At 70.4% G+C, this 17,015-nt stretch carries 18 protein-coding genes; 11 read left to right on the top strand and 7 right to left on the bottom strand.

Annotation, left to right across the window (positions count from 1 at the left end):
* Positions 1-28: 28 nt before the first annotated feature.
* Positions 29-901, bottom strand: a complete 873-nt coding sequence (locus AAW14_RS14700) for an MHYT domain-containing protein (RefSeq protein ID WP_265563988.1) — start codon at positions 899-901, stop codon at positions 29-31.
* Between the two features lie 279 nt (positions 902-1,180).
* Here AAW14_RS14700 and AAW14_RS14695 point away from each other — a divergent pair, with 279 nt between their 5' ends.
* Both AAW14_RS14695 and AAW14_RS14690 read left to right on the top strand, forming a co-directional pair.
* Positions 1,181-2,053: a glycerophosphodiester phosphodiesterase gene (locus AAW14_RS14695; protein ID WP_265563986.1), complete on the top strand. Its 873-nt coding sequence runs from the start codon at positions 1,181-1,183 to the stop codon at positions 2,051-2,053.
* A gap of 81 nt (positions 2,054-2,134) precedes the next feature.
* On the top strand, positions 2,135-2,689 hold the full coding sequence (locus tag AAW14_RS14690; protein ID WP_265563984.1) for a methylated-DNA--[protein]-cysteine S-methyltransferase: 555 nt from the start codon (positions 2,135-2,137) through the stop codon (positions 2,687-2,689).
* Positions 2,690-2,752: 63 nt separating this feature from the next.
* Here the strand turns inward: AAW14_RS14690 and AAW14_RS14685 are convergent, their stop codons facing one another.
* Positions 2,753-3,181 carry a VOC family protein gene (locus AAW14_RS14685; RefSeq protein WP_265563982.1) on the bottom strand — a complete coding sequence of 143 codons (429 nt, stop codon included), beginning with the start codon at positions 3,179-3,181 and terminating at the stop codon, positions 2,753-2,755.
* 99 nt (positions 3,182-3,280) lie between these two features.
* Between AAW14_RS14685 and AAW14_RS14680 the strand changes: the two genes are divergently transcribed.
* A complete protein-coding gene (locus AAW14_RS14680; RefSeq protein ID WP_265563980.1) occupies positions 3,281-4,186 on the top strand; it encodes a pseudouridine-5'-phosphate glycosidase in 906 nt (301 codons plus the stop codon).
* Positions 4,183-5,088, top strand: coding sequence for a carbohydrate kinase family protein (locus tag AAW14_RS14675; RefSeq protein ID WP_265563978.1), 906 nt, complete (start codon positions 4,183-4,185; stop codon positions 5,086-5,088). The genes AAW14_RS14680 and AAW14_RS14675 overlap by 4 nt, the downstream gene beginning before the upstream one ends.
* A gap of 60 nt (positions 5,089-5,148) precedes the next feature.
* On the opposite strand, the gene AAW14_RS14670 is transcribed toward AAW14_RS14675, so the two are convergent.
* A complete protein-coding gene (locus AAW14_RS14670) occupies positions 5,149-5,943 on the bottom strand; it encodes a methyltransferase (protein WP_265563975.1) in 795 nt (264 codons plus the stop codon).
* A 235-nt stretch (positions 5,944-6,178) separates the two neighbouring features.
* Between AAW14_RS14670 and AAW14_RS14665 the strand changes: the two genes are divergently transcribed.
* The gene (locus AAW14_RS14665; RefSeq protein ID WP_265563973.1) at positions 6,179-7,306 is read left to right on the top strand and encodes a magnesium and cobalt transport protein CorA; all 1,128 of its coding nucleotides are present in this window, start codon (positions 6,179-6,181) and stop codon (positions 7,304-7,306) included.
* Between the two features lie 31 nt (positions 7,307-7,337).
* On the opposite strand, the gene AAW14_RS14660 is transcribed toward AAW14_RS14665, so the two are convergent.
* Positions 7,338-7,766, bottom strand: a complete 429-nt coding sequence (locus tag AAW14_RS14660; RefSeq protein ID WP_265563971.1) for a CBS domain-containing protein — start codon at positions 7,764-7,766, stop codon at positions 7,338-7,340.
* A 165-nt stretch (positions 7,767-7,931) separates the two neighbouring features.
* The gene (locus AAW14_RS14655) at positions 7,932-8,573 is read right to left on the bottom strand and encodes a uridine kinase (RefSeq protein ID WP_265563969.1); all 642 of its coding nucleotides are present in this window, start codon (positions 8,571-8,573) and stop codon (positions 7,932-7,934) included.
* A 113-nt stretch (positions 8,574-8,686) separates the two neighbouring features.
* On the opposite strand from AAW14_RS14655, the gene AAW14_RS14650 reads away from it, so the two are divergent.
* The 3 genes from AAW14_RS14650 to AAW14_RS14640 all read left to right on the top strand — a co-directional run bounded on the left by AAW14_RS14650 (position 8,687) and on the right by AAW14_RS14640 (position 11,777).
* Complete coding sequence (locus AAW14_RS14650) at positions 8,687-9,376, top strand: DUF2293 domain-containing protein (RefSeq protein WP_265563967.1); 690 nt, start codon at positions 8,687-8,689, stop codon at positions 9,374-9,376.
* A gap of 325 nt (positions 9,377-9,701) precedes the next feature.
* A complete protein-coding gene (locus AAW14_RS14645) occupies positions 9,702-10,181 on the top strand; it encodes a DUF1772 domain-containing protein (RefSeq protein WP_265563965.1) in 480 nt (159 codons plus the stop codon).
* 105 nt (positions 10,182-10,286) lie between these two features.
* Entirely contained in the window at positions 10,287-11,777 is a 1,491-nt protein-coding gene (locus AAW14_RS14640) for a glutamate synthase subunit beta (protein WP_265563963.1), read from the top strand.
* Between the two features lie 216 nt (positions 11,778-11,993).
* Here AAW14_RS14640 and AAW14_RS14635 read toward each other — a convergent pair whose 3' ends face one another.
* The gene (locus AAW14_RS14635; protein ID WP_265563962.1) at positions 11,994-12,248 is read right to left on the bottom strand and encodes a DUF397 domain-containing protein; all 255 of its coding nucleotides are present in this window, start codon (positions 12,246-12,248) and stop codon (positions 11,994-11,996) included.
* Positions 12,249-13,109 carry a helix-turn-helix domain-containing protein gene (locus AAW14_RS14630; RefSeq protein ID WP_265563960.1) on the bottom strand — a complete coding sequence of 287 codons (861 nt, stop codon included), beginning with the start codon at positions 13,107-13,109 and terminating at the stop codon, positions 12,249-12,251.
* Between the two features lie 260 nt (positions 13,110-13,369).
* Between AAW14_RS14630 and AAW14_RS14625 the strand changes: the two genes are divergently transcribed.
* From AAW14_RS14625 to AAW14_RS14615, 3 genes are all read left to right on the top strand, one after another.
* Entirely contained in the window at positions 13,370-14,095 is a 726-nt protein-coding gene (locus tag AAW14_RS14625; RefSeq protein WP_416223301.1) for an ATP-binding protein, read from the top strand.
* A complete protein-coding gene (locus tag AAW14_RS14620) occupies positions 14,086-14,544 on the top strand; it encodes a hypothetical protein (protein ID WP_265563956.1) in 459 nt (152 codons plus the stop codon). The genes AAW14_RS14625 and AAW14_RS14620 overlap by 10 nt, the downstream gene beginning before the upstream one ends.
* Positions 14,545-15,151: 607 nt before the next feature.
* Complete coding sequence (locus AAW14_RS14615) at positions 15,152-17,014, top strand: ABC transporter ATP-binding protein (RefSeq protein WP_265564124.1); 1,863 nt, start codon at positions 15,152-15,154, stop codon at positions 17,012-17,014.
* Position 17,015: the final 1 nt, after the last annotated feature.

Here is a 17,015-nt window from a genome sequence, read left to right as displayed (position 1 = left end):
CGACCCCCCACTGACAACGCGGGGCCGGTCACCGGTTCTGCGGGATGCGGGAGCCCCGTTGACCTGCGCGCCGACCGGAGCGGGCCAGCGGTCGCGGGTGCCGTCCGGCGTGGGCGACCTCCGAGTGGGCCGGCACGCCGGGCTTGCGCTCGGCAGGGGTCCAGGCGGGCCTGCCCATGACCATCAGCGGGTCGAACATCACGACGACGCCGGCCAGGCACAGGAAGACGAGCGGACCGATCATCATCGTCGCGAGCACGGCGGCGGGCGAGTCGCCGACCGGGGTGCCGGAGGAGCCGTGCACATGGACCGCGAGGGCGGCCATGCCCGTGTAGTGCATGCCGCTGACGGCGAGTCCCATGACGAGGCTCGCGCCGACGCTCCAGAGGAATCCGCGGACCTGTCCCGCAGCCCAGAGGGCGGCGGTGGCAGCGACCACCGCTATGACGACGGAGGCGGCGACGGTGAAGGTGTTGTACTTGAGCACGCCGTTCAGGCGCATTCCGGCCATGCCGAGGTAGTGCATCGAGGCGATGCCCAGTCCGGTGAGGGTGCCGCCGGTGAAGAGCGCCACACCGGTCGCCCCCCGGTAGCCCACGATGAAGACGCCGACCCCGACCATGACGATGGCAACGGCGAGACTGGCGAACGTGGTCGCCTTGTCGTAGTGGATGGGGGTCCCCTTGACCGTGAAACCCATCATCGCGACGAAGTGCATGGTCCATATGCCGGACCCGATCGCAGCCGATCCGAGGGCGAGCCAGCCGACCCGCCAGGAGTGGGAGACCAGCATCGATCGTGTGGTGCAGCGCAGACCGAGCGCGCCGCCGAGGCAGGCCATGAGGTACGCCACCAACGGTGTGACGACTCCGTAGCTGAAGCCGTCGACAGTGCCTTGCATGCGCGGCTGCCTTTCCCACCCTGGTGCGTCCTGAAATCCGGCAATGCCCCCATCCCTCGCGACCGCGACGAGGGCCAGGGGTGAGGCAGAGAGTATGACCCGCACCGGAACGGTCGAACGATTATCCGGCAAAGAATCACGGCGCTGCCGCACTTGTGCGGCACCTGTGAGCAGGTTTGGGAATCTCCAGTCAATCTGTGACCTTTTCGAATCTGCCCACTCCTCACTCCTTGCTGTCATCCTGATGCCGTGTGTGATTGCCCGATGCGAGGAGTACGTATGCACGCGCGCGTAGCCGCCACCACGACCGCCACCGTCTTCGCACTCGGCGTCGTCATACTGCCCGCTTCCCCCGCCGGCGCCGCTGGAGACGACGGCCCGGTGGTCGTCGCCCACCGCGGCGCCTCCGCGTACGCGCCCGAGAACACCCTGGCCGCGATCGACAGGGCGGCCGCCATGGGTTTCAGCTGGGTCGAGAACGATGTGCAGCGCACCAGTGACGGCCAGCTCGTCGTGATCCACGACGCCACCCTGGACCGCACGACCGACGTCAAGCGACTGTTCCCGCACCGGGCACCCTGGAGGGTGAAGGACTTCACCGCGCGGGAGATCGCACGCCTGGACGCGGGCAGCTGGTTCGGCCGCCGGTACGCGGGCACGCGTGTGCCGACGCTGCGGCAGTACATGGAGCGCCTTTCTCACAACCACCAGAAGCTGCTGCTGGAGATCAAGAACCCGGAGCTGTACCCGGGGATCGAGCGCCAGACCCTCGGGCTGCTGAGCAACGAGGGCTGGCTCGACTCCGCCCATCTCAGGGACCGGCTGATCGTCCAGAGCTTCAGCGCGGCCAGCGTGCGGACGGTCCACGCCCTGAGGCCCGGGATCAGGACGGCCTACCTGGGCACGCCACGCGTGACGGAGTTGCAGACGTATGCGCGGTTCGCCGATCAGATCAATTCGACGTACACCCAGCTTTCCGCCGGTTACGTCTCCGCGGTCCACGCGCAGAAGGGACCGCACGCCCGGACGATGAAGGTGTTCGCCTGGACCGTCAACAGCGCGGACGCGGCCCGGCGGGAGGCCGGCTACGGCGTGGACGGCTTCATCACGAACGTGCCCGACGTGGTGCGAAAGGCGATCGACGCCTACTGAGTGCACGACGCAACCGGGGTACGGACGGCCGTGCGATCCGTACCCCGGGGCGTTGTCAGTGCCGCGCCGTACCGTAGGCGCATGGACAGTCATGGGCAGTACGAACAGCAGCCGGTGTGGACCGTGGTCACCACGGACATCGGGCCACTGCTGCTCGCGGCCACGCGCGACGGCCTGGTGAACGTGGTGTTCCACGCCACGGATGCGGTGCGTGACAAGGCGCTGGAGCGGCTCGCGTCCCGGCTCGGCACGCAGCCCGTCGAGGACCCCGCCTCCCCGCTCCTGGCCGAGGCGATACGCCAGGTGGCGGCCTACTTCGCGGGTGAGCTGCGCGATTTCGACCTTCCGCTGGACTGGACGCTGATCGGCGGGTTCAACCGCCAGGTGCTGCGTGAGCTGGCGTCGGGCGTGCCGTACGGCACGGTGGTGGGCTACGGCGATCTGGCCGGCCGGGCCGGCCAGCCGGGCGCGGCCCAGGCCGTCGGTGTGGCGATGGGCTCGAATCCGCTGCCGGTCGTGGTCCCGTGCCACCGAGTGGTCGAGAGCGACGGCGGCATCGGCGGGTTCGGGGGCGGCCTGGAGACCAAGCGGAAGCTGTTGGCGCTCGAGGGAGTGCTTCCGGAACCGCTGTTCTGAGCCGACCTGACAAAAACGTCCCTCGCGGGTGCCCACAGGACCCGCGAGGTCACCTTGAGGGCCCTACTCGTAGTGCCGAGCCTCGAAGACGTTCCCGTCCGGGTCGCGGAAGTAGAAGCTGCGCCGGGCCCTGCCGCGGGCGCCGAAGGAGTCGTAGGAGAAGTCCGAGACGGGGACGGACCGCTCCTCCAGGCGTGCCCTCAGAGCCTCGAACGCGTCTTCTCCAAGGGACAGGCATACGTGGTTCACCGGATGCCCGGCGCTCTCCGCGGCCCCGGGGAGCATGTTCATGCCCTTGATGAGCGAGCGCGGGGCGAGGTCGAGGATGGTCTCCTCGTTCAGCCGCACGGAGGGGAACGACACCTTGCCCGCGGCGAATTCCGCGACCCTGACGGGCTCCAGGCCGACCGCCTTCTCGTAGAAACCGGCAGCAGCGACCGGATCCCGGACCCACAGGACGACATGGTCGAGACGTGGCGAGTTGTCCGTCATGCACCCAGGCTGGTGTTCTCTCCTCCGGCCCGCAAGGGTTTGGCCGGGCGCGCCGCCCGCCAGAGATGAGGGAAAACCGAAAAGACGGGAGGCAGGCACGTGCTGATGGTGTCCGAAGAGGTGCGGGAGGCGCTCGCCGCGCGCCGGCCGGTGGTGGCCCTTGAGTCGACGATCATCGCGCACGGGCTGCCGCGTCCCCGCAATCTCCAGGTGGCCCTGGAGCTGGAAGACGTCGTTCGGCGGGAGGGCGCCGTACCGGCGACGATCGCCGTCCTGGACGGCCGGCCCCATGTCGGCCTGGACAAGGAACAGGTGGAGCGGGTCGCGAACGAGGACGGGATCCGCAAGCTGGGCCACCGCGATCTGCCGCTCGCGGTGGCGGCGGGCGTGAGCGGGGCGACGACCGTGTCCGCGACGGCCCTGCTGGCCTCTCTGGCGGGTGTACGGGTATTCGCGACGGGTGGGCTCGGCGGGGTCCATCGCGAGTGGACGGTGACCCAGGACGAGTCCGCCGACCTGGGTCTGCTGGCACGGACCAGGATCACCGTGGTGTGCGCGGGGGTGAAGTCCATCCTGGACGTCCCCGCGACACTGCAGCGTCTGGAGACGCTGGGTGTGGCGGTGGCCGGTTACCGCACGGACCGCTTTCCGGGCTTCTACCTGTCCGACTCCGGGCATCAGGTGGACTGGACCCTTCAGTCGCCGGGGCAGGTCGCGGAGGTGATGCGCGCGCAGGACGAGCTCGGCGGTCCGGAGTCGGCACTCATCGTCGCCAACCCCGTCCCGGCGGCGGAGCAACTCGATCCCGAGCTCCACGCGCGTGTGCTCGCCGACGCGCTGCACGCCTGCGAAGAGGAGGGCGTGACGGGCCAGGCGGTCACGCCGTTCCTGCTCGACTACCTGGTACGGCACACGGACGGGGCTTCACTCAGCGCCAATCTTGCGGCGGTGCGGGGCAACGTACGGCTCGCCGCGCGGATCGCGGCTGCCTGGGCCGAGGCGTGAGCGGGGCGCTGCTCGTCGTCGGGGACGTCGTCACCGATGTCGTCGCCCGGCACCGGGGTCCGCTCGCCTCGGGCACGGACACGGCCGCCGTCATCCGGACGCTGGCCGGTGGCGCGGGCGCGAATGTGGCGTGCTGGGCGGCGCACTGGGGCAGCCCGGACGTACGACTGCTCGGCCGCGTCGGGGCCGAGGCCGCCGCGTGGCACGAGCGCGAGCTCGTGGCGTCGGGCGTACGGCCCCACCTGGTCGTCGACCCCGAGGCGCCCACGGGGACCGTGATCTGCCTGGTGGACACGGGCGCCTCGGCCGAGCGCACGTTCCTCACGGACAGCGGAGCGTCGCTGCGCCTGACCCCCGGCGACTGGTCGGACGCCCTGCTCGACGGCGTCGTACGACTGCATCTGTCGGGCTATCTACTCTTCTCCGAACCGAGCCGCGCGCTGGCGACGGTGGTCCTGGAGGCAGCACGCGCCCGTGGCGTGCCGGTGAGTCTGGACCCGGCGTCGGCAGGTTTCCTCACCGGGTTTGGGGTGGACCGGTTCCTTTCGCTGACCGAGGGCGTCGAGATGCTGCTGCCCAGCCGGGACGAGGCGTGTCTGCTGACCGGACTGCCCGATCCCGCGGATGCGGCGGCCAAGTTGAGCCGCCACGTCCCCCTGGTGGTGGTCAAACAGGGCGCGGACGGCGCACTGGTGGCCGCTTCGGGAGCGGTCCGGGCCCGGATCCCGCCGGTGCCCGCCGTTCCCCGGGACACGACGGGCGCGGGAGATGCTTTCACCGGGGCGTTCCTGGCGGCGCTGCTCACGGGGGCACAGCCGGAGGAGGCGGCGTCGGAGGGGTGCCGGGCGGGGGCCATGGCGGTGGGGAAGGTGGGAGCAAGACCGGTGAGGGGTGCCCGGTAGGCCGTCCGTCGACTCGGCGGTGCCGGGGCGCCGCCCTTCTCCCCGCCGCGCGCGCCACGGCTACTCCTTGCGCCCCCACGCCGAGATCATCGGGGCCGTCGCCAGGTCCATCGTGCCGGAGGCGACATTTGACAGGTGCTGTCCGATCTCCTCGTTCGTGGCGAGGCCGGCCTCGACGAGACGGTCGCGGAGCTGACGGACCGTTGCGGCTTCGAGGGCCGTACAGGCCGGTGAGGCGATGGGGAAGTACGCGTCGGCCTCCACACCGTGCAGCCCCGCCTCGCGGAGCAGGCGCGGGAGTCGGCGGCCGTAGGACAGGTCGGCGCCGCGTTCGGCGAGAAGCGTACGGAAGCCGGTGCGCAGGCGGTTGGCGAGCTGCTGCTCGGGACCGGACTCGTCCGGGCAGCCGAGGGGCTGGAGAGCGGGGTCGGCGTCCTCGACCAGCAGCCGTCCGCCGGGGCGCAGCGCCTTGATCATCGATCGCAAGGCCCGCTCCCGGTCCGGCACATGGACGAGAACGAGCCGGGCGTGCACAAGGTCGAAGCCCTCCCCCGGCGGCTCCTCGGCACCCACGTCATGGGTCCGGACCTCGACCGGAGGGCCTGCTGCCGACGCCGCCCACGAGGTGTCGATGTCCGTCGCGACGACCTTGCCGCCCGGTCCGACCTTCTCTGCGAGCCAGGAGACGACCGAGGTGCCGCCCGCGCCGACCTCCCAGCAGCGCCAGCCTGGTTCGATGCCGAGCCCCTCGATATGGCGGAAGGTCGTCGGGTCGAAGAGGGCGGAGAGCGCATCGAAGCGCCGGCCCGCCTCGGTCTGCCGGTTGTCGAGGAGATACCCATCGTTTCCCGTCATGCCGAGATCATCCCAGGTCGGCCTGCCTACGTGGGCACGCCCCCGGAGCCGCGCGCCTCGGGGTCCGCACGCACCGTCACACGGGACGCACATTTGCCTCACGGAAACCCACAACTCGCCCGCCGAAGCGGAATGTTCCGTTTCCACAGGCTTTTCCGGTGCTCGAGGTGGACTGGCAGACTGGCTCGCGAAGGCGCACAGTACGGCGCGAGGAGATCCACGCAAGGAGATCCAGATGTCCATGGCAGGGAATCTGCGGAAGGTCACGAGCCTCGGCAGGGTGAGCGGCCTCCGCAAGGTGGCGGGGTTGGCGCGGCGTCGTGCGCGTGTCGATCTGAGCCATCCCGCCCGGTCACCGCTGGGCTCCGCGGTGGTCAACTGCGTGATGTACCAGGACGGTGTGCGTGTCACCGGCGACCACGATCTGGTGGAAGCCCTGGAGCGGGTCCGCAAGAGCGACCGCGGCTTCGTCTGGCTGGGACTGCACGAGCCGACGAACGAGGAGTTCGCGGGCATTGCCGAGCTCTTCGATCTTCACCCGCTGGCGGTCGAGGACACGGTGGAGGCACATCAGCGGCCGAAGCTGGAGCGCTACGGGGAAACGCTGTTCGCGGTCTTCAAAACCGTCTGCTACGTGGAGCACCAGGAGCTGACCGCGACCAGCGAGGTGGTGAACACCGGGGAGATCATGGTCTTCGTGGGACCCGCCTTCGTGATCACGGTGCGGCACGGCCGGCACGGTTCGCTCGGCCCGCTGCGGGAGGAACTGGAGGCCAATCCACAGCAGCTCGCGAAGGGACCCGCCGCGGTGCTGCACGCGATCGCGGACCACGTGGTGGACGACTATCTGAGCGTCACGGACGCGGTCCAGGCGGACATCGACCAGGTCGAGACGGACGTGTTCGCTGAGAACGGCGCGCGGGCGGACCCGGGGCGCATCTACCAGCTCAAGCGTGAACTCCTGGAGCTGAGGCGAGCGGTGGTGCCGCTGGACCGACCCATCCAGGAGCTCGCCGGCAGGCCGGTCCGGGTGATCGACCCGGAGATACAGGCCTACTTCCGGGACGTCTCCGACCATCTGCTGCGCGCCACCGAGCAGATAGCCGCCTTCGATGAGCTGCTCAACTCGATCCTGCAGGCACATCTCGCGCAGGTGAGCGTCGCACAGAACGAGGACATGCGGAAAATCACGGCCTGGGCCGCGCTGATCGCGGTGCCGACCATGATCACCGGCGTCTACGGCATGAACTTCACGTACATGCCGGAGCTGCACTGGGGGTTCGGCTACCCGCTGGTTCTGGTCGCGATAGCGGTCGGCTGCCTCGTTCTGTACCGAGGGTTCAAGCGCAACGGATGGCTGTGACCCGGCGAGGTCGATGGGCGAGCGGACCGGGTCAGCGTGTCGCGCCTCTCGCGTAGACGCTCTCGACCCATAGGGCGAGTTGATCCGCTGTCAGATGACCGGCCAGGTCGGACTCGCTGATCATGCCGACGAGGCGCTTGTTGTCAATAACGGGGAGTCGGCGGATCTTGTGCTCCTCCATCTCGTGGAGCACTTCGTCGACATCCGCGTCCGCGTCGATCCAGCGCGGGGTGCCCTTGGCCAGGTCGCCCGCGGTCACGCGCGAGGGGTCGTGGCCCATGGCCACACAGCCGACGACGATGTCGCGGTCGGTGAGAATGCCGCAGAGCCGCTCGTTCTCGTCACTGATGGGCAGTGCACCGACGTTGAGTTCGCGCATCAACTGAGCGGCGCGGTCCAGGGTCTCGTGGGCGGGGATCCATTGGGCACCACGGTGCATGATGTCTCCGGCGGTGGTCATGGGTACCTCCCGGTGCCGGACGGCCGGCGCGGCACGGGACGCACCGCATGTCCCGGCGCTCCTCATTCTCGCCGTGCTTCTCGGGGCGCGCACCCGGAACGGCCGTGTGCCGCAGGCGAGCCGACAGGCCCGGGCGGGGCAGTACACCGGCGGAACCGCGCGCGATCAGCCGCTCCAGGCAGGGTGGCGCGGGTCGTCCGCGCGGACCAGTACGTCGGCGGCGGCGCCTGGATCCGTCTCCGCCTCGTAGCGCTCGAAGGCGGGGAGGGTCCAATGCTCGGACTCGGGGGTGCGACGGCGGAGCGCGCCAGGTGAGAGCAGTACGTGGACGGTCAGGTCGAAGGGGAACCAGTGCCGTAGAAGGAGGGGACCGTGGAGCAACAGGAGTCCATCTGGCGGGAGTTGGACATAGGAGCTGCGGGTGGCCCGGTCGGTGGCCGGATCCCACAGATCGGGCAGGACGCGGCCGTCGCCACCGGGCTCGAGGGGGCCGAAGACCTCACGCCACAGGGCGCCGGTGTCGAGCCAGCCGTCGTAGTAGGAATCCGGGTCCCGGTGGCCGTGCTCGAGGCGGACGGACGCGGGGCGCAGGAAGCCCTCAGAACCGACGGTGAGCGAGGGCCGACCGCGCATCCGCAGCGCGGCGGACACCCGCTGCGCGAGATCGCCGGGGCGCGCGGCCGGGGCTCCGTCGAAGGCGATGCGCGGCCAGGAGCTGCCGCCGTCGGGCTTCAGATCGAGCAGCCGGTCGGCAAGGAGGTCGCCGAGCCGTTCCCAGGTGATCGCTTCGAGTCGCACAGGGCCCATGATGCCGCGCGGCGCCGACGAGCCCACGGGGCGGCCGACGACGGGGCGCCGTAGTCGCGGGGAGACCGGGTCCGTCGAGGTCTCCGCTCGGGCGTGCGGGGAATGAAGCGGTCATGGCGCCTACCGCGACTCCCCCGCCCCATGGCGGACTCCTGGTGTTCCAGCCGCTCAAACGTCGGCACTGCGCCGAGTGCCGGGGCGGGCCGTTGCCGCTGCTGGTACTGGAGGAGGGAGCGCCACGGTGCCTGGACTGCGCGGACCTCGGGCATCTGGTGTTCCTGCCGCGGGGCGACACGGCGCTGACGCGGCGCTCGCGGGAGGCGAGCGCGCTGTCGGCGGTGGTGGTGCGCTTCAACCGGCGCCGCGGTCGCTACGAGCGGCAGGGAGTGCTCGTGGAGGAGACGGCGCTCGCGCTGGCCGAGCAGCGATGCCTGGCGGATGCGGAGGCGCGACGCAGGCGGCGTGCACGGGACGCCCGGCGGCGGGCGGCCGAGGACGTGCGGTTCAGGGAGGCATTCGCGCGGGAGATCGGCCGGCTGTTTCCCGGGTGCCCGGCCGGACGGGCACAGGCGATCGCGGCGCATGCCTCGGTGCGCGGAAGCGGACGGGTGGGACGCAGTGCGGCGGGACGGGCTCTGTCGCCGGAGGCGGTGACGGCCGCGGTGCGGGCGTCCGTGCGGCATACGGAGACGCCGTACGACCAGCTGCTGATGAACGGAGTGCCACGCCCCGAGGCGCGGCGGCGCATCGCGGACGGCGTGGAGACGGTGCTGGAGGAGTGGCGGCTCCGGGAGGCGGCGTGATCCCGGCTCGGGCGAGGGCGGGTCGGGGGCCGTTCGGGTCCCCAGCGGGTCGGGCCCTTTCGGCCCCGGAGGGGGGGTCCCTTCGGATCCTCGGCGGAACGAAGGACCCGACGGATCGGGTCCTTCGGGTCCTCGGAGGGGAGGGTCCCTTTCAGGTGTGGGCAGGGCGAGGCGGGTCGAAAAGTTGGCTCGGCCACACGGGACCTGTCACGCATGAGCCGCACGGTGCGCGCACGCTCACTGACGTTGTACATGGTTTCACTTGTAGTGACTGGGAGGGGTGGGCATGATCCCAAGGTTCCGGGGGATCGAAGCGGGAGTTGACATGATCGATGGGCCGTACTTCGTGCTGACCGTGCTCGGGGCGCTCGGGACCGGGGTGATGGCGGGGGTGTTCTGCGCGTTCTCCGCGCTCGTGGTGAAGGGGCTCGACTCGTTGCCGCCCGCGCAAGGGGCAGCCGCGATGAACGCGATCAACAGGGCCGCGATGACACCGGCGTTCATGATCGTCTTTGTGGGGGCGGCGGTGCTGTGCGCCGTGCTCGCCGTGGTGACGTTCGTGCTGTGGCCGGCCAACGGCACGGTGCAGTTGCTCGTGGGCAGCGGTCTGTATCTGGCAGGGGCCTTCGGAGTGACCGCCGTGGCGAACGTCCCCCGCAACGACACGCTCCTGCGACTGGACCCCGAATCTCCGGAGGCGGGCGCGTACTGGCGCACCTATGTGAGCGAGTGGACGATATGGAACCACGTCCGCGCAGTCACGGCGGCCGGCGCCTCGGTGTCCTACGTTCTCGCCCTCACCTGAGCCCCCGGGCCGGTCACCAGGGCCCCGGCATCGAGGGGCGCACGGGGCAGTGGCGTCGTATCGTGGCACGAAACGACCCGGTACGTGTGTGCAAGGGGGACGGCCATGGCCGATCCCAAGGGTTTTATGTCCACACCTCGCGAGGAATGGCCGCGCAGACCCGTCGAGGAACGGGTGCGGGACTGGAACGAGGTGTACGTCCCGGGTGCGCTGCTGCCGATCATCAGCCGACAGGCGAACCGGTGCATGGACTGCGGGATCCCCTTCTGCCACGACGCGTGCCCGCTGGGCAATCTGATCCCCGAGTGGAACGACCTCGTCTCGCGCGAGGACTGGCGGGCGGCGAGCGACCGGCTGCACGCCACCAACAACTTCCCGGAGTTCACAGGGAGGTTGTGCCCGGCGCCGTGCGAGGCGGGGTGTGTGCTCGCCATCAACCAGCCCGCCGTCACGATCAAGAACGTGGAGGCGGCCATCGCGGACCGGGCCTGGGAGGAGGGCTTCGCGCCTCCGCGTCCACCGGAGCGGTTGTCGGGGCGGACCGTCGCGGTAGTCGGTTCAGGGCCTGCGGGGCTCGCGGCGGCCCAGCAGCTCACGCGCGCCGGGCACACGGTGGCGGTGTACGAGCGTGCGGACCGGATAGGGGGCCTGCTGCGCTACGGGATACCGGCGTTCAAGATGGAGAAGCGGCATCTCGACCGGCGGCTGGAGCAGATGCGGGCCGAGGGGACGAAGTTCCGCACGTCGACGGCCATAGGGAAGGACATGGGGGCAGCCGAGCTGCGGGCGCGGTACGACGCCCTGGTGATCGCGACCGGCGCCACGGCGTGGCGTGAACTGGACGTTCCTGGGCGGGAGTTGGCCGGTATCCATCAGGCGATGGAGTATCTGCCGCTGGCCGACCGGGTGTGCGAGGGAGATCTGGGGATCTCGCCGCTGTCGGCGGCCGGGAAGCACGTTGTGATCGTGGGGGGCGGCGACACCGGGGCGGACTGTCTGGGGACGGCGGTGCGCGAGGGGGCCGCGTCCGTGACCCAGCTCGACATCTACCCTCAACCGGAGGCGGCCCGGAACGAGGAGTCCGAGCCGTGGCCGACGTATCCGAAGATCTACCGGCTGTCCGCCGCGCACGAGGAGGCGCGCGATCTGCGGACGGCGCCCGCGGCGGACGCGGACGCGCGGTTGTTCGCGGCGTCCACGCTCCACTTCACGGGGGACGCGGACGGGCATGTACGGGCGCTGCACCTGGTCGAGGTGGACGAGCGGCGGCAGCCTCTGCCGGGCAGCGAACGGGCGATCCCCGCCGACCTCGTCCTGCTCGCGCTGGGGTTCTCGGGGCCCGATCGCGCCGACGGGCTGATCGACCAGCTCGGGCTCGTGCTGGACGTACGCGGGACGATCGCACGCGACGAGGACTTCGCGACGAACATCCCCGGTGTGTTCGCCGCCGGGGACGCCGCGCGCGGACAGTCGCTGATCGTGTGGGCGATCGCGGAGGGGCGGGCCGTGGCGGCGGCGGTGGACCGGCGGCTCACTGGCGGTGAGACGCGTCTGCCGGCGCCGATCGGACCGTACGACCGGCCGATGACGGCGTGAGCGTCCTCAGTGTTCGCCCGTACCAGCCCGTCCGTCCATACCCGCCCGTCCACCCCGCCGTGCCCGCCCTCTTCACCGTGTTCGTGTCGATGACGACGGTGTCCTGGGTCGGGTCCTGCCCCGTCATGAAGAGCTCCGTAAGTCTCCGGGGAAATCAGTGGTCGGCTGAACGCCAAGTTAGTAGTTCTGCTAGCAACGGAGTGAAAAACAAGGCAGTCAGGAAAGCAGAAAGTCTGCCTCCCCCGCCTTGGCCCCCTCGATGAACGCGGTCATCTCGTCGGAGGTGTAGATCAGCGCGGGTCCGTCCGGGTCGGTGGACTGACGCACGGCTATCCGGCCGTCGGCGAGCTTCATCGCCTCCAGACAGTTGCCGCCGTTGCCCCCGCTCCACGGCTTGTGCCAGCCCTCGCTGCCCAGTTCGCGGGCGGGCATGCCGTTGTAGACGCGTTCGCGCGGCGTGATGCGATCCATTCACAGCTCCTTGCGGACATCCTCGAGGATCTCCTTCGTGCGTTGTGCAGTGGCGGCCTGGGCCGCCATGCGGTCCATGACCTCGAGGTGGGTCGCCACCTCGGCGCGCGCGTCCAGGTAGACGGCACCGGTCAGGTACTCGCTGTAGACCATGTCCGGCAGTTCCGGCATGGCGAATCGGAACAGCACGAAGGGCCCGTACGTGCCGGGGTGCGGGCCCGAGGAGAACTCGATCACCTGCAACGTCACATGGGGCAGCTTCGTGACCTCCAGCAGCCTGTCGAGCTGGGCACGCATGACACGCCGGCCGGCGACCGGGCGGCGCAGCGCAGTCTCGTCCATCACCGCCCAGATACGGGGCGCGTTTTCACGCGTGAGCAGTTCCTGGCGCTGCATCCGCAGCGCCACATGGCGCTCGATGTCCTCCGGCCGGGTCTGTCCGATGGCGCCCGACTTCAGGACGCCCCGGGCATAGTCCTCGGTCTGCATGATGCCGGGTACGAAATGGGGCTCGTACTGGCGGATGAGCGCGGCCGCGCCCTCGAGGCTGACGTACATCGAGAACCAGCCCGGCAGGATGTCGTGAAACCGCTGCCACCACCCTGGTTTGTTGGCGTCCTCGGCCAGTTGGACGAAGGCCTCGGCCTCTTCCTCGCTCACCCCGTACGACTTCAGCAGCAGCTGGAGGTAGGGGATCTTGAGGGCGACCTCAGCCGTCTCCATGCGGCGGACGGTGGCGGGCGCGACACGCAGGATGCGCGCGGCCTCCTCCCGTTTGAGACCCGCGCGTTCACGCAGGTGCAGCAGGCGCCGGCCGAGGACGACCTGACCGACCGTCGGTGCCGACCGCGGCTCGCTCACCTCGTACCTCCTCCTGTCCTCCTGGGGCCTGACCGTCCTGATGGTGTTTTCCGGATCGCTTCCGCACCGTTCCCCGCGCGCCGTTCGCCCGCGATCCACGAACTCGTGGTGCCGACACCGGACTCGAAGTCCGTGCCGGGGCCTCAACTGGCGTCATGCGGCGTGCTGTTGCGAGCAGTGTGCCATGGCCCTTCTCGGAGTCACACTGCACTCTGCAATTTTCAGAGTGACTCTTGCCAAGTGTTCAAGCCAGGGCGATAGTGGCAAGCGTGATTCCGTCCGCGCCGTTAGGAACAGACGCTCCCGCAGACCTATTCGGCCCGGGCAGCTCCGCAGAGCTGCGTCCGGGCGTGGCCGTGGAGCGCCGGTTCCGCTTCGAGTTGGCCGCACACCCGAGCTCCGTCGCCCGGGCCCGTCGGCTGACGCGCGCCCGGCTGTCCGGCTGGGCGGTGTGCGAGGACACCTGCGACACGGCCGCTCTGGTCGTCTCCGAACTGGTCACCAACGCGATCGTGCACACCGCCGGAGAGCGTGTGGCCTGCGAACTGCACGACCAGGGTGACCTGGTGCGCATAGCCGTACGTGACGAGGGATGCGCTCCGGACGAGCCGCATCCCGCGCCACAGCGCCCCGAGGAGGAGCACGGGAGGGGACTGCTCCTCGTCGAGGCACTGTGCCGGGGCTGGGGAGCCCAGCAGGCGGGGCCCGGGCTGCTGGTCTGGGCCGAGCTGGCACGGGAGGCCGACCCTTCGGTCTCCGGTGCGCCGCCCCGCCCGGCGCAGCCGTCCCGGGACCTGTCGTGTTCCGGCGGCAGGTCCCGGGCGACCGGGGACACCGCGCGCACCGGCCCGGGCCGGAGTTCCAAGGAGCCGCTCACCGACGGCGAGGCACGCTCCGACCTGGGCTGGGGTGCCAAGCGGCCACCATCCGACGGCCGCGGTTCCGGGACGGAGGGGGCCTGGGAAACGGGGACCGCATGGGCGTGAGGGGTCCGCAGTCCACAGGGCCCGGGATCGCACAGGTCCTGGCCCTCGACTCGCTGGTCCGCCTCGGGCGGGCGCGGCGGACCTCCGGGGCGGCGTCCAGGCGGCTTCCCCTGCCCGACGACATGACGGTTCCACTCGGCTGCGACGCCGTGGCAGTGCCCGCCCGCTTCGGACCGCTGCTGCTGCCCGGACTGCCGCGGGTGGGCTGTGTGTACGCCGACCTGGCCGACTGGTGGTGGATCGTGCCGTCCGAGTCCGACGTCGCACTGGTCTGGCCGGCACCAGCGCGCTACGCCACGGGAGCGCTTGTCCCGGACACCCCGGGCATCCCCGGACTCATCCACCGGCCGGACGACACGATGCCGTACACCCCGCCGATCCCGCTCTATCTGGCGCTGTGCCGGGTGATGGGCACGCCTCCGGCGTGGTCCCGTCCGATCAGCGCGTGACCGGGCGACCACCGGTCAGTTCGTGACCGGACCACCGGTCAGTTCGTGACCGGACCACCGGTCAGTTCGTGACCGGACGAAGACCGATGACTGCGGTGCAGGCGACCACCGGTCAGCGCGTGACCCGACCACCGGTCAGTTCGTGACCGGACGAAGACCGATGACTGCGATGCAGGCGACCACCGATCAGCGCGTGAACGGGCGATCGCCGATCAGTGTTCGACAGCCGACCGGCCATCAGTTCGCCACCGGAGGACCGCCCATCAGCTCGTCACCGGACGGCCATCACCGATCAGTTCGTGAGGCGGGTCTGCTCAGGACTAGCAGTTCGCTGTGTTCGGGACCCGCGAGAGGGGTCCCACGGAGCACGGCGAGATGCTCCGGTCCCCGCGGCCCCCGGACAACGGCTGCGACCTCGGTCGTACCGAAACATCGTTGCGCCGACGGGTGGAGGACTGCGTTCCTGGGGAGACCATCGTTCGTCCGCACTCGGGGGAGGTCATGCGTGGCGAGGAAGTCCGGCGCGAACAAGAAGAGTTCCGATGAGGTGGGACCGGCCACATCCGACTCGGAGTCCCTGCTCTTCGGCGGTCCGCTGCGCTACGACATGGGCTGGTCGCAGCATTCGGACGCGTTTCTGGAACTGAACTTCCGGGCCATGGTGACCCGGCTGCCGTCGCTGCTCGCGTCGAGCTTCCGGCTCGCCTGGCAGGCCGACCGGCGCGCCGCCCGTGTCGTGCTGGGCGCCGAGGTGAGCCGTGGCGTTGCGCAGGCGGTGAGTCTGCTGGCGGTCAACTCCGTGCTGGCGCGGCTGATGTCGGGCGGACCGGTTCAGGGGCGGCTGCGTGGCGCGGTCCCGGCGCTGGTCGCGGTCGCCGCGGTGATGCTGCTGTCCGCGCTGTTGCGAGCCGCGTCTACGTATGCCACCGGGCGGCTGGAGCCGAAGGTGGAGCGGGTCGCGACCGAGCTGTATCTGGAGCGGGCGGCGGCCGTCGAACTGTCCGCGATCGAGGACGACGCCTTCCACAAGCTGCTCGACACCGCGCAGTACGGCGCCGCCTCGGCCCGCCGCATGATCGCGATCGCCACCCGGGTGGTGAACGCGATGATTTCGCTGATCGCGGCGGCGGGTGTACTGACGGTCCTGCATCCGGCGCTGCTCCCGCTCCTTGTGACGATGACGCTGCCCAGTGCTTGGAGCGCGCTGACGATCGCTCGGCGGCGCTACGAGTCGTTCCACGCATGGGTGCAGCACGCACGCGCGGGCCATCTGCTGAGCGGTCTGCTCACCGAGCCCGCCGCCGCCCCGGAGATCCGTGTGCACGGCGTCGCCCCCTTCCTGCTGCGCCACTTCCGTTCGATGTCGGAGAACGCCGAGGCCGAACAGGCCCGCTTGGCCCGGCTCGCGGCCCGCACCGGGCTGATCGCGGCCGCCTGGACGGGGGTGGCCACCGTGGCGACGTACGCCACGCTCGGCGGGCTGCTGCTCGCGGGCGCGATGTCGCTGTCCGTGGCCGGTACGGCCGTCATCGCGATTCGCACCGGCTCGGCGAGCCTGGACACGCTCGTCCTGGAAGTGAACTCCCTCCACGAGGAAGCCCTGTTCGTGGGTGATCTGCAGCGCCTGTATGTGGAGGCGGCCAAACGTGCGATCCCGGTCGGCGGCGATCCACTGCCCGAGGATCCGGGCGAGGTCCGCTTCGAGAACGTCACGTTCACCTACCCCGGCAACGCGAGCCGTCCCGCACTCAAGGACGTCACGTTGTCCGTGCCGCTGGGGCGGATCGTGGCCCTCGTCGGCGAGAACGGTTCCGGGAAGACGACCCTGGTCAAACTGCTGGCCGGGCTGTACGCACCCGACCGCGGCCGGATCCTGTGGGACGACGTCGATGCGGCGACCGCCGACCGGCAACAGCTCGCCGAGCGCATCGCGATGGTGGCACAGGACTTCAAGCGGTGGCCGTTCACGGCCCGCGTCAACGTCGCGGTCGGGCGCTCGGCCGCTCCCCTGACCGAGGAGCGCCTCGCCTCGTCGGTCGCCCAGGCCGGCGCCCAGGACGTCGTGGCGGACCTGCCGCGCGGTCTCGACACGCTCCTGGCACGTGGTTTCAGCGGCGGGCACGAACTGTCCGGCGGGCAGTGGCAGCGGCTCGGCATCGCGAGGGCCGCCTACCGACGCGGGCAGATCCTCATCGTGGACGAGCCGACGGCCGCGCTCGACGCCCGGGCCGAGCTGGAGGTCTTCGAGAAGATCCGCGCGCTGGCGGGCTCCGGACAGACGGTCATCCTCATCACGCACCGGCTGGCGTCGGTGCGCCACGCCGATCTGGTGCACGTCCTGGACCAAGGGCGGCTCGTGGAGTCCGGAACCCCGGACGAACTCCTCGCCGCCGGTGGCGTCTACGCGGAGCTGTACTCGCTGCAGGCGGAACAATTCACGTCGAAGGTGTCCGCGCCGGAGGCCGGCTGAG

Source organism: Streptomyces hygroscopicus, from assembly GCF_026168105.1.
GTDB lineage: Bacteria > Actinomycetota > Actinomycetes > Streptomycetales > Streptomycetaceae > Streptomyces > Streptomyces hygroscopicus_D.
This window is presented reverse-complemented; position numbering and strand designations above follow the sequence as displayed.